The sequence below is a fragment of the Streptomyces sp. NPDC102467 genome (genome assembly GCF_044765445.1).
In the GTDB taxonomy this organism is placed as follows: Bacteria; Actinomycetota; Actinomycetes; order Streptomycetales; family Streptomycetaceae; genus Streptomyces.
Genome location: NZ_JBIWKA010000047.1, coordinates 1 through 11,396, shown reverse-complemented (window position 1 = coordinate 11,396; position 11,396 = coordinate 1). Strand labels below are relative to the sequence as shown.

Here is an 11,396-nt window from a genome sequence, read left to right as displayed (position 1 = left end):
GCAATCGGTGTCGGTGTCGCTGTTTCCCTGGTACGACTACGACTCTGCCCGGCGCCACTAACGTCCGGTCGCCGACCGCTAACGCCTCACTAACGTCTCGCTGATGCCCTGCTTACGCCTCGCGGACGCCTCACTGACGCCTCGTCTCGTCCGGATGACCGTCGTCGTGTGCGAGCTGAGACCGCACACCGCGTGGCACACGCATGCCGTGACCGCGCAGGTCGTCGATGAACCGTGCGACGAGCGGATCCGGTTCCGCGGACGTCACCGCCACCAGTTGCCTGACCCATCGCGGAGAGAACGACCGCACTGCTCCCGGAAAGCCGTGGCTGACCGCGCTCACGGGGCACACGGCGATTCCCAGACCGGCGGCCGCGAGCTGTGGTGCCGCCGCGGTCACCGATGTCCTCATCACCGTCTCCGGGTGGACTCCGGCGCGGGCGAAGGACTGGTCGAGCCAGGCGCTGAGGCCGTTGTCCGGTGTGAAGTGAACGAGCGGCGCACCTTCGAGGTCCTCAAGGCGTACGGCCGACCGCTCGGCCAGCGGGTGGCCGGCGGGTGCCGCCAGCACGATCTCCTCCTCGGCGACGGCGGTGACCGTGAAGCGGCCGCCCGAAGGAGCGGTCAGCACTGCCACGTCCACTTCGTCGGCGTCGACGAGGCCGAGCGCCTCGTCCATCGCCGTGGACTCGCGCAGCGTGATCGCGACCTCCGGGCAGCGGCGATGCCACTGGCGAATCACCGCGGCGAGCAGCGGCACCGTGAGGCTCTGCGCACAGACCAACCGCAGGACCCCTCCGGCCGCTTGACCCGCAGCACGGGCCGACCTCACCGCGGAGGCGGCCGCTTCGATCGCTCGTCTGGCGTCCGCGACGGCGGCACGACCCGCGGGAGTGAGCTTGACACCCCGGGGCTCGCGGCGAAGCAGAGGTGTCCGGGTCTCACGTTCCAGCGAAGCGAGCTGATGGGAGACCGCGGGTTGCGATGAATGCAGCAGCAGTGCGGCCTGGGTGATCGATCCGGCGTCCGCGACCGCGACGAGGCACTCCAGTGCCCGAAGAGAAGCCATCCAAAAAACTTATCGCAGACCTTCGAAGCATGAGTGCGGCGAAGGGAAGCCATTCGCACCCCTGGTTGCTCTCCTCCACGACACCTTCTCGCTCAAGGCGGCGAGGGGGCTCGTACAGAGCGCTCGTACAGAGCGCTCGTACAGAGCGCTCGTACAGAGCGAAGGAGAGGTTTATGGCACAGGCATTCATCACCGGCGGTTCGGGCTTCATCGGCCAGGTGCTGGTACGTCGGCTCCTCGCCGAGGGGCACTCGGTGAGGGTTCTGGTGCGGAGTGGGACGTCGGCCGCAAAGGTCGCGGCGCTGGGCGCGGAGCCCGTGCGGGGCCGGTTGACCGATCCGACCACGTGGCAGAACGATGTGGCGGGCAGCGATGTGGTGTTCCATCTCGCTGCCGAGACGGACGTCGCCGCTGATCGTGAGCGTCATGAGCTGGTGACGGTGCGCGGCACCCGGGCGGCCGTCGATGCGGCCCGGTACGCGCAGGTTCCACGGTTCGTCCACTGCGGGAGCGAAGCCGCGCTCCTCGCCGGTGCCCCGCTCGTGGACGTCGACGAGACCGCGCCGCTGCGGCCCGACTCGCAAGCCGCGTACAGCGCGGTGAAGGCCGTGGCCGAGAGGATCGTGCTCGACGCGAACACCCCGGGCTTCGCCACGGTATCGATTCGCCCGAGGTTCGTCTGGGGCCCCGACAGCTTCCTCGTCGAGGGCTTGGTCGCGGCGGCGAAGGCGGGGCAGTTCGCCTGGATCGACGGCGGCCGGCACACGACTGACATCACGTTCGTCGAGAACGCCGTCGAAGGACTCGTGCTCGGATGGCGGCGCGGCCGGGCAGGTCAGGCCTACTTCGTCACCGACCGGCACCGCGTCGTTCTGCGCGCGTTCCTGGAGACCCAGTTCGAGATCTACGGCGTCGATGTCGCGATCCCCGATCTGGATGCCGGGACCGCCGCCCGCGAGATCCCCGTTCCCGATCGATGGTTCCTCGGGCAGCAGTGCACTCTGCGGACGGACAAGGCAGTGGCCGAACTCGGATACGCGCCCGTGGTTTCGCACGCCGCAGGTCTGGACGCCGTCAGGAACTCGGTGGCCGCCGGCCGCGTATGAGGCGTGATGCACGTTCAACCGCCGTACACCAACGCCCAGTTGCGGCTGAAGGCACACTCCGAGTACAGCCGGGTGACGGTTGGTTTTCCGATGACTCTGCGCGTGACGGGGCTGGGCGGGCGCGGCCGAACGGACCCGGCGAAGGAGTCTCGTCAGGCGGCCATGGACTGCTCGAACGTGCGGTTGGCGTAGTTGCGGACCTGGGCGCAGCTGCGGGTGATGAGGCGGGAGACGTGCATCTGGGAGATGCCGAGCCGCTCGGCGATGGAGGCCTGCGTCATGTCCTCGAAGTAGCGCAGGTAGAGGATGGTGCGTTCGCGTTCGGGCAGGGACCTGAGGCCGTCCTTGGCCGCTTCGCGGTCGGTGATGACGTCGTAGGCGGGTTCGGCGTGGCCGAGGGTGTCCGTAAGGCTGAAGCCGCCGTCCTGCGCGCCGACTTCGGCGTCCAGGGACAGGGCGGAGTAGCTGTCCAGGGCCTCCATTCCGTCGCGTACCTCGTCCATGGTCATCCCGGCCTGTACGGCGATCTCCTCCAGGCGGGGCTCCGCGGGGTGGCCGGGCCGGTCCATGACCTCCCGGCGGGCGGTACGGACCTTGTTGCGCAGGTCCTGGACCCGGCGCGGTACCCGCACATCCCAGGTGCGATCGCGGAAGTGGCGACGGATCTCGCCGGTGATCGTGGGCACCGCATAGGACTCGAACGCGCCCCGCTCAGGGTCGTAGCGCTCGACGGCCTTGACCAGGCCCACGGCCGCGACCTGCTTGAGGTCGTCCACGTTCTCACCCCGGTCGCGGAACTTCAGCGCCAGACGGTGCGCCATCGGCAGCCAGGCCTCGACCAACTCCTCGCCGACCAGGGCGCGTTCGGGACCTTCGGGCGCCGCGGCGAGGCGGCGGAAGAGATCAGCGGTCCGGGGCGCGTCATCGTGCGGGTGGGGCGTGCTCATGAGCGGGTCCTGTCGTTCGCTGCTACCGGCAAAGTGACCGCGAACACCAGCGAACCCACAACCCAGGCAGGCACACTGCTCCCGCAGCCTGCGCCTGTAATCCCAAGCACTGATCTTCCGCCTGCCCCGCGCCCTCGGGGGCAAACGGAAGGGACTCCTGCGATCCGTACGGGTCACCTCAGCAGTTCCTGAGGGCCCTGTGAGCGAGCGCCGATGACGGGGGACGACCGCTGTGTTCGAGCACTTCGACAGCCGGATGGTGCGGCTGCGTGATTCCGAGATCTTCGTCCGCCACGGCGGTTCGGGTCCCCCCGTCGTGCTGCTGCACGGCCATCCGCGTACGTCGTCGACGTGGCACCGGGTCGCTCCCCTCCTGGTCGATCAAGGGTTCAGCGTCGTCTGCCCCGACCTGCGGGGGTACGGCCGATCCCGAGGGCCCGAACCGACGCCGGATCACACAGCGCACTGCAAGCGAGCGGTCGCGGGTGATGTGGTCGAGGTGATGCGGGAGTTGGGGCACAGCCGCTTCGCGCTGGTCGGCCACGATCGCGGCGGGCTGGTGGCCCTGCGCCTTGTCCTTGATCATCCTGAGGCGGTGACACGTGTGGCCTTCGCCGATTGCCTGCCGCTGACCGAACACCTCGAGCCCATGACCGTGGAGTTCGCTACGAGTTGGTACCACTGGTTCTTCTTCGCGCAGCCGGACGTGCCCGAGCGGGTGATCAACGCCGATCCCGACCAGTGGTACGGGGGTGATCCGCTGTCGATGGGCGCGGAGAACCACGCCGAGTTCCGTGCGGCCGTCCGCGATCCGCGCGTGGTGCGAGCGATGCTGGAGGACTACCGGGCCGGCCTGAGCGTCGACCGGCAGCACGAAGAGGCGGACCGGTCGGCCGGATCACTTGTTCACTGTCCGGCCCTCGTGCTGTGGTCGCTCCGGGACGATCTGCAGAGCCTGCACGGCGACCCCGTTCGCCTGTGGAACCGGTGGGCCACGGACGCGCGGGGGCACGGGATCGACTCAGGTCATCACATGGCCGAGCAGGCACCGCACGCGCTGGTGGGCGCCCTGTCGGGCTTCCTCGCCGGACGGTGAATCCCGCGCCTGGTACGCACCCGTTCAGCTGGGCGTGCGCGGTGCTGCGGGCCACTTCTCCAGTGGCGGGGCGGAAGAAGCGTGCATACAACGGATTGACGTTGATGCGCGAGGCGAGGACGCCCGCTGAAATGGAGAAGCGACGATGGCTACCGACTCATTCTCTGCCGAGTCCGAGGCTTCCGGGACCGGCGAACCCCTGGTCTCCACGCCGATCCACTGGGGCACCGCACAGCTCGGCACCCCGCCCCCCTCTCCCACCCGGCCACCGGCGTGGCCGCGGGCGGCAGACGTCGACACGGCCGACGCCCCGCAGGACCAGGCACTGCACCCCACCCCCGACATCGACCTCGACACCGGCGTCACCTGGGAAGAGGCGGCGGCCCTCGCCCCCTCGCAGGAGCCCACCTCCGCGCCTCTCCTCGATGCGCCCCCCGATGCCGATGGCGAGGCAGTGGAGGAGCTCATACGTATCGCCGTGCTGTCGCGGCCCCTGGACGACATCGCCGACCTGGTCACCCGTCTGGAGCAGACACCCGACGGCGCGCCGACCGCCGCGTCCGTCCTGCGCCTGGCCGCCGTCGCCCGCTCCGTGGACGACGTCACCCGGCTCGTGGAACTGCTCGGCCCGCCGCAACACCCCGCCGACCACATGGACGAGGCCATCCGGCACGCCGCACAGGAGCGACCCGTCCCGGACGTCACCCACCTGGTCCGGCTGCTCTCCCGTTCCCCGCACGACCCGCACAGCAGCGCCGAAGCCGTGCACGCCGCCGCCACGAGCAGGTCCGTAGAGGACCTGATACAGCTCATCGGCAGCCTGGGCGAGCACAGCGGCAACGGCGCGCCCGTGGTCAGCTCCACGCCGGCCGCTCCGCCCGCCGAGACCGCCGAGCACGCCGAGACCGCCGAGCCCGAGACGGCAGCGGAGGCCTCACACCCGCAGAAGAACCGGAACAGCAGCAGGCCCCAGATGTGGCTGCGGCGCACCGCGGGTGTGCTGATGCTGCTCTGCGCGGCGGCCCATTTCCCGATGGACTGGTCGCAGTCGTCCGCCGTCAGCGTCTCCGCCGCGATCGGCGTCTCCGCCATCTGCGCCGCAGCGGGCATCGCGCTCTGCCTCAGCCGCTCGACGGCCGTGGCCGTGGCCGCCGCCCTCCTGGCCGGTGCGCTGGCCGTCGGACATCTCATGGACGACCGGCTCGCATCCGGCTCGCTCGCGCGGGTGCTGCAGCCCGAGGGCGTCCCCGCACCGCTCCCCGCGCTCTCAGCGGTGATCGCCGCGCTCGCCGCCCTGCTGGTCGTGGCGATCACCGTCGCCGGCCTGCGCACCCCGGCCGCCGACCGCCGACCGGAGCCGCACGTCTGATCACGTCGGCGGCCGGACACCGGCGCGTTCCGCAGCGGGCAGCCGGCTGCCCGCTGTACCTCCTGCCATGACATGTGTCATCCCGGACAGGGGATGTACGGCCCTGCACCGGCACCGGGCGTTCTCCGTAGACTCATCAGCATGTTCAAATCTCGCAAGGCCGGGCGCGACGAGGCCTGGGAAGGCACCGTCGTCGACAAGTCCCGGGGCCTGCTCGACGGCTCGAACATGTACCACTTCGTCAAGGTCCGCCGTTCCGACGGCGAATCCGTGGAGGTCCGCATCAGCCGCGGCCTCTGGAAGGCGATCGCCATCGGCGATCGCATCGTCAAGCAGCCGGGTTCCGATCCGGTCAAGGGGTAGCCCCACCCGGTGTTGGTACGTTGAACTAAATTGGTACGCCGCACCAAATATGTCATCATGGGACGCATGACGACGCCAGCACGCCGGGCTCAGCGGCGTAACCAGGTGCTCTCCCGGGAGCAGATCATCGAGGCCGCGATCGAGCTGCTCGATGCGGGCGGCGAGGGCGCGCTGACCGTCCGGGCGTTGAGCGAGCGTCTGGCCACCGGGTCCGGCGCGATCTCGTATCACGTCGGCAAGCGGGACGATCTCCTGGACGCGGCGACCGAGACGGTCGTCACTGCCACGTTGGCAACGAAGCCCGCCGGGGCGGGGGCGGCGCCCAGGGATGAGATCCGCGTCGTGGCGCTGGCCCTGTTCGATGCGATCGCGGAGCACCAGTGGCTCGCGACGCGACTGACCTTGCAGATCGTCCGCAACCCGGTGGGCCCGGTGACGGTGGGGATCTTCGAGAGGATCGGCCGGCAGCTCGGCGCGCTGGGCGTGCCGCAGGCCTCGTGGTTCGACGCGGCCTCGACGCTCGTGCACTTCATCCTCGGAGCCGTCAGTCAGAACGCCCGCATCGAAGGCGACACCTCCGGTGTCGAGCCCGACGCGGACCGCGAGGAGTTCATCGACGCCGCGTCCGCGGCGTGGCACGAACTCGCCCCCGACGACTACCCGTTCATGCACGCGATCGCCGGCCAGATGGCACGCCACGACGACCGTGAGCAGTTCCTCACCGGTATCGCCATCGTCCTCGACGGCCTCACCCATCTCGGCTGACCCACCTCATCCGGCAGGTCGGCCCTCCCCCTTGCGTTCCGGAAGGGAAACCCTCATGCGTGACGTCATCATCGCGGGCGGCGGTCCGGTCGGTCTGTTCCTGGCAGGCGAACTCGCCCTGTCCGGCTGTTCCGTCCTGGTCCTCGAACGGGACGAGGAACACAGCGCGCCGCTGAAGGCGCTCCCGCTCGGACTGCGGGGCCTGAACGCCGGTTCCGCCGAGACGTTCTACCGCCGCGGACTGCTGGCCGCGTTGACGAAGGCTTCGGGCGTCGACGAGAAGAACGTCGGCGCGGACCCCGAGGCCGTCCGGGCACCGGCTCCCCGCGACGTGAGCCACTTCGCGGGCATGATGCTCGACGCGGCCGACATCGACGTGGCCGCCCTCCCCGACCGGTTGCCGAGCCCGGCCATGGAGGGCTTCCTGACAAGTCTGGAGGCGGTCGGCTCGGTCCTGTCCGAGCGAGCCGCCGCCCTGGGCGTGGAGATCGTGCGGGGCGCGCCCGTCACGGCCGTGGCCCAGGACGGCCGTACGGTCACCGCGAGCGCGGGCGGGAAGGAGTTCCGGGCGCGCTGGCTGGTGGGATGCGACGGCGGTCGCAGCACGGTGCGCACGCTCGCCGGCTTCGACTTCGTCGGCACCGAACCGCTGTTCACCGGCTACATAGCCAACGTCGCCCTCGCCGACCCCGAGCAGCTGCCGTTCGGGTTCCACCTGACCCCGAACGGCATGTACCTGCGGGCCCCGCTGGAGGGGTACCTGGGCATGATGGACTTCGACGGCGGTACGTTCGACCGCTCCGGGCCCCTGACCCGCGAGCACCTCCAGTCGGTCCTGCGCCGCATCACGGACACCGATGTGACACTGACCGATGTACATCTGGCCTCCAGCTTCACCGACCGCGCCATGCAGGCGACCACCTATCGCAAGGGACGCGTGCTGCTCGCCGGGGACGCCGCGCACCTCCACTCCCCCCTCGGGGGCCAGGGCCTCAACCTCGGTATCGGCGACGCCGTGAACCTCGGCTGGAAACTCGCGGCGACCGTCCACGGCCACGCTTCCGACGACCTGCTCGACACGTACACCAGTGAGCGCCACCCTGTCGGAGCCTCGGTCCTCGACTGGTCGCGGGCCCAGGTCGCGACCATGAAGCCGGGTTCCCACGCCCCCGCCCTGCGGCAGCTGGTCCTCGACCTGATGCGTACTGCCGACGGGACGACACACGCCTACCGCAGGACGTCGGGGCTGTTCCACCACTACGACCTGGGCAGTGAGCAGCCGCTCGTCGGACGCACCGCCCCGGACTTCCGCTTCGAGGACGGCGCCCGCCTCGGCGACCTGATGCACGAGGGGCAGGGCGTGGTACTCGACTTCGCCGGCCCCGGCGAGCTGCAGGCTGCCGCCAAGGGCTGGCAGGGCCGGATCCGGTACGCGTCCGGCCCGGTCCGCAACGACCTCGGGCTGGCAGCCGTACTGATTCGGCCCGACGGTGTCGTGGCCTGGGCCGGCGAGCACACCCCCGATCGCGCCACGTTCGAACAGGTCGCGGCCCGGTGGTTCGGCAGCCCGGAGCAGTAGTACGGGCGAAGGGTGCCCGTACGCGGGCCGGGGCCGACGCCCCGAAGACAGGCTCTCGGACGGGTCGGCGCGGCAGTGCGGGACTGTCGCGCCGGCCCTGGAGCGAGGTCGGTCAGAAAGCGAAGACCGCCGTCGACCCGGTTCTCTTCACGCACTCATTGGCGAAGGTGTGCTCGTACGCGACGCGGGTGCCTCGCCAGACGCCCTGCGCGGTGACGGTGATGGGGTCGTACTTGCGCGTACAGACCGCGTGCTCCTCGGTCGGCAGCTGGTCGAAGTCACCGTCGACCAACGCGAGTTGAGAGCAGGCGAGGGTGGTGGCCGGGTGGGTCCCCGAAGGCTTGGGGGCGCAGGTCAGGGTGACCGCCCGATCGGGGGCGGCGCTCGCCGCGTCGTCGCCGTGAGCCACCGTCAGGACGAGTGCGGACGGGGCGTAAATCGAGTGCGTGGACGGGGTGGTGCTCGGGAGTGCGGTACCGCTGAGCGGTCCCAACAGGGCGGTAGCCGTGAGGGTGATCGCTGTGGCCAGGCGCGCGGTGATCAGCATGGTGTGCATCCTTCCGCTTCGGTCGAAGTGCCGGGTTCGGCAGCCGTGAGTCTGCTGAGTCGGCCCCAGAAACACACATGCGGCACACGCGTTTCAGTAACTTTGAGTACTGAACCACTGGCGAGAAGTAGCGCAGATCGAACGCATGGACTCCGGAACCGGGCGACGACCGGGATGCGTTCGACGCCACCTGGCTGGTTAGCCCGCGTTCGACAATCGGCCTGATTACGCGGGCCACACCTCACTTCCGGCGCCCTGTCGTCCGCGGGCCCGCGGACAACAGGGCGCGTGGATCAGCTGTCGGTGCGCCGCCGCCTGGCCACCACCACGGCACCCGCGCCGAGTGCCACCACCGCGGCAGCGACGGCAGCGGTCGGTAGGGCGCCGGAGGACCCCGTAGAGGCCAGATCCCCGTCGTGGCGCTGCGCGTCGCCCGCCTCGTGCACCGGCTTGTCGGAGGTGCCGCCCTGCGGGGTGTCGCCGGGCTCGGGCCGGTCCGTGTCGGCGACCTCGGCGGGAGTGGCTTCACCCGGCTCGGCGGCGTCGCTGCCTGCCTTCAGCACGGAGAAGTCGTAGCGCTTCATCGGGCCGAGCACGCACGGGTTGTACGAGTCGGAGGCATCGCCCGCCACGAGCCCGTACGCCTTCAGGGCCGGGGTGTCCTTCGCCAAGGTGAGACGCAGTCGCACGTCGGTGGACGAGCCGGGCTTCATCGCCTCGATCGTCGTCGGGTGCTCCTCGCGCTGCGCGAGCTCCTGCCACGGCGCGCCGTCGCGCGACCACTGGACGGTCATGAAGTGCTGGCGGTCGTTCGTGGCGTCCAGCCGGAACAGCATCAACGGCCGCACCGTCAGGGTGCGTTCGCTGCTGTTGGCGACGGTCAGCGAGAAGTCGGTCGTGGTTCCGGCGACGACCTTCCCCGGGAGGCCGTCGGCGAGCACGGTCAGGTCGTCCGTGCGCACGCACTCCTTCGCGGCGTCGAGCGCCGCGTGGGCCTTCTTCTTCTCCTCGGCGGTCTTCTTCTCCGCGTTGGTCAGGGTGTTGTAGTCACGGCTCGCCGCGACGCGTACGTCATCCATCGCGTCGAGCGTCTTCTGCCGCTCGGCCTTGGCGTCCCGCTCGGCGTCGGTGGCCTTTGCGGCGGTGGTGCGTGCCGTCTCCAACTCCTGCTGTGCGGCGGGCTTGTCGGCCTCGTCCGCGGCCTTCAGCTTCTCCTCGGCCGCGGTGACGGCGGCGTCCGCGGCCTTCCGGTCCGCCGTGGCGGTGGTGGCCGTCCTGTCCGCCGCAAGGTACGCGGCGCGCAACGGGTTGGTGTCGTCGTGGTCGAGGGCGTCGAACAGCGCCTTCAGCTTCTCCAGGCCCTCCTTCTTGTCGGAGGCCGCCTTGTCGTGGGCCGTGTCCGCGTCGTCCGCGGCCTTCTTCAGCTCGGCGTATGTAGGCCGTGACGACGCATCGGCCGCCGTCTGCACGGTTGCGAACGCCGGGCCGACCGACAGACAGAAGACGGGAACGATCGTGGCAGTGGCCACGGCGAGGGAGAGAGCGCTACGCAGGTTCACGAGCAAGATCGTACAAAGGTGAACGATCTTGCGACGGCGTGATCGACTCCGGCCCGATCCCGACGTGGACAGCAAATCGGTACAGAAGCAAGCAGTTGCTCTCGGAACCTGGGCTTTTTCTGTGAGGTACCCGACCTCGCCCACGACGGTCAGCGATTCAGTTCTGCTTGACCGGCGGGCAGGTGCCCGTGTCCTCGCCGATGGAGTTGATCTCCGCGTTGGAGCGCGAGTCACCCGCGTAGTTGAGCTGGTCCGTGCACTTGGTGTCGGGGTCCTTCGGCGTACCCGACGCCGCGCCGGACTTCTGGACGGGCGGGCAGGTGCCGGTGTCCGCACCGATGGAGTTGATCTCCGCGTTGGAGCGGGAGTCGCCGGCGTAGTTGAGCTGGTCGGTGCACTTCATGTCGGACTGCGACTTCTGGACCGGCGGGCAGGTGCCGGTGTCCTCGCCGATGGAGTTGATCTCCGCGTTGGAGCGCGGGTCACCCGCGTAGTTGAGCTGGTCCGTGCACTTCGTGTCGGACTTGGCGGGCGCACTCGACGGCTGGCCCTGCGCGGCGTCGGACCGGTCGGACCGGTCGGACTGGGGGGTGCTGGTGGCCGTCGATGAACTGCTGGTGGAACTCGCGGAGTTCGAGGAACTCGCGGAGGGGGACGCGTCGTCGGCGCCGTTGTTGCATGCCGTCAGCGCCAGGCCGAGGGCCACTGCGGTCATGGTCAGTGCCGAGATCTTACGAGTACGCATGCTGGTGTCTGTCCTCTGTGTGGGGGCTGTCGCTCCTGGGGAGCGAGCGATTGAGCGAGTGGGCGAGCGCTGGGCTCGGGTTCGTCCGTGAGTTGTGTGGTGGGGCTTGGTGGGGCGTTGTGGGGGGCGCCCCCTATTCGGCCTGTAGTCGGCCGTGTTGGTCAGCCGATGGGGTTGACGAAGGTGGCCGGGTGGGTGGCGCCGCGCTGGTCGACGAGCGGGCTCCAGGGCCAGTCCAGGGTGATCGAGGT

At 69.8% G+C, this 11,396-nt stretch carries 11 protein-coding genes and 1 pseudogene; 6 read left to right on the top strand and 6 right to left on the bottom strand.

The genetic code is table 11. The features are described 5' to 3' along the window. Positions 1–130: 130 nt before the first annotated feature. On the bottom strand, positions 131–1,069 hold the full coding sequence (locus ACIREE_RS41980; protein WP_404164794.1) for a LysR substrate-binding domain-containing protein: 939 nt from the start codon (positions 1,067–1,069) through the stop codon (positions 131–133). Positions 1,070–1,242: 173 nt separating this feature from the next. Between ACIREE_RS41980 and ACIREE_RS41975 the strand changes: the two genes are divergently transcribed. After that, the gene (locus tag ACIREE_RS41975; RefSeq protein ID WP_404164792.1) at positions 1,243–2,175 is read left to right on the top strand and encodes an NAD-dependent epimerase/dehydratase family protein; all 933 of its coding nucleotides are present in this window, start codon (positions 1,243–1,245) and stop codon (positions 2,173–2,175) included. Between the two features lie 152 nt (positions 2,176–2,327). Here the strand turns inward: ACIREE_RS41975 and ACIREE_RS41970 are convergent, their stop codons facing one another. Then, the gene (locus tag ACIREE_RS41970) at positions 2,328–3,122 is read right to left on the bottom strand and encodes a SigB/SigF/SigG family RNA polymerase sigma factor (RefSeq protein WP_404164790.1); all 795 of its coding nucleotides are present in this window, start codon (positions 3,120–3,122) and stop codon (positions 2,328–2,330) included. A gap of 232 nt (positions 3,123–3,354) precedes the next feature. Between ACIREE_RS41970 and ACIREE_RS41965 the strand changes: the two genes are divergently transcribed. The 5 genes from ACIREE_RS41965 to ACIREE_RS41945 all read left to right on the top strand — a co-directional run bounded on the left by ACIREE_RS41965 (position 3,355) and on the right by ACIREE_RS41945 (position 8,294). Continuing rightward, a complete protein-coding gene (locus ACIREE_RS41965; protein ID WP_404164788.1) occupies positions 3,355–4,218 on the top strand; it encodes an alpha/beta fold hydrolase in 864 nt (287 codons plus the stop codon). 145 nt (positions 4,219–4,363) lie between these two features. Then, positions 4,364–5,587 (top strand): hypothetical protein, encoded by a 1,224-nt coding sequence (locus ACIREE_RS41960; RefSeq protein ID WP_404164786.1) that lies wholly within the window; start codon positions 4,364–4,366, stop codon positions 5,585–5,587. A gap of 141 nt (positions 5,588–5,728) precedes the next feature. After that, positions 5,729–5,950 carry a hypothetical protein gene (locus ACIREE_RS41955; RefSeq protein ID WP_404164784.1) on the top strand — a complete coding sequence of 74 codons (222 nt, stop codon included), beginning with the start codon at positions 5,729–5,731 and terminating at the stop codon, positions 5,948–5,950. A gap of 66 nt (positions 5,951–6,016) precedes the next feature. Continuing rightward, on the top strand, positions 6,017–6,715 hold the full coding sequence (locus ACIREE_RS41950) for a TetR/AcrR family transcriptional regulator (protein WP_404164782.1): 699 nt from the start codon (positions 6,017–6,019) through the stop codon (positions 6,713–6,715). A 55-nt stretch (positions 6,716–6,770) separates the two neighbouring features. Beyond that, entirely contained in the window at positions 6,771–8,294 is a 1,524-nt protein-coding gene (locus ACIREE_RS41945) for an FAD-dependent monooxygenase (RefSeq protein WP_404164780.1), read from the top strand. 112 nt (positions 8,295–8,406) lie between these two features. On the opposite strand, the gene ACIREE_RS41940 is transcribed toward ACIREE_RS41945, so the two are convergent. The 4 genes and pseudogenes from ACIREE_RS41940 to ACIREE_RS41925 all read right to left on the bottom strand — a co-directional run. After that, positions 8,407–8,841 carry a subtilase-type protease inhibitor gene (locus ACIREE_RS41940; protein WP_404164778.1) on the bottom strand — a complete coding sequence of 145 codons (435 nt, stop codon included), beginning with the start codon at positions 8,839–8,841 and terminating at the stop codon, positions 8,407–8,409. A 293-nt stretch (positions 8,842–9,134) separates the two neighbouring features. Then, a complete protein-coding gene (locus ACIREE_RS41935) occupies positions 9,135–10,400 on the bottom strand; it encodes a hypothetical protein (RefSeq protein WP_404164776.1) in 1,266 nt (421 codons plus the stop codon). A gap of 157 nt (positions 10,401–10,557) precedes the next feature. Then, positions 10,558–11,145: a hypothetical protein gene (locus ACIREE_RS41930; protein WP_404164774.1), complete on the bottom strand. Its 588-nt coding sequence runs from the start codon at positions 11,143–11,145 to the stop codon at positions 10,558–10,560. Positions 11,146–11,306: 161 nt separating this feature from the next. Continuing rightward, positions 11,307–11,396 (bottom strand): annotated as a pseudogene (locus tag ACIREE_RS41925) (flagellar motor protein MotB); the annotation flags it as partial.

Excerpts from the sequence above, each read along its gene's own strand:
- ACIREE_RS41960 (WP_404164786.1), top strand. The coding sequence starts at position 4,364 with ATGGCTACCGACTCATTCTCTGCCGAGTCCGAGGCTTCCGGGACCGGC.
- ACIREE_RS41945 (WP_404164780.1), top strand. The coding sequence starts at position 6,771 with ATGCGTGACGTCATCATCGCGGGCGGCGGTCCGGTCGGTCTGTTCCTG.
- ACIREE_RS41950 (WP_404164782.1), top strand. The coding sequence starts at position 6,017 with ATGACGACGCCAGCACGCCGGGCTCAGCGGCGTAACCAGGTGCTCTCC.
- ACIREE_RS41980 (WP_404164794.1), bottom strand. The coding sequence starts at position 1,069 with ATGGCTTCTCTTCGGGCACTGGAGTGCCTCGTCGCGGTCGCGGACGCC.
- ACIREE_RS41940 (WP_404164778.1), bottom strand. The coding sequence starts at position 8,841 with ATGCTGATCACCGCGCGCCTGGCCACAGCGATCACCCTCACGGCTACC.
- ACIREE_RS41970 (WP_404164790.1), bottom strand. The coding sequence starts at position 3,122 with ATGAGCACGCCCCACCCGCACGATGACGCGCCCCGGACCGCTGATCTC.
- ACIREE_RS41955 (WP_404164784.1), top strand. The coding sequence starts at position 5,729 with ATGTTCAAATCTCGCAAGGCCGGGCGCGACGAGGCCTGGGAAGGCACC.
- ACIREE_RS41975 (WP_404164792.1), top strand. The coding sequence starts at position 1,243 with ATGGCACAGGCATTCATCACCGGCGGTTCGGGCTTCATCGGCCAGGTG.
- ACIREE_RS41930 (WP_404164774.1), bottom strand. The coding sequence starts at position 11,145 with ATGCGTACTCGTAAGATCTCGGCACTGACCATGACCGCAGTGGCCCTC.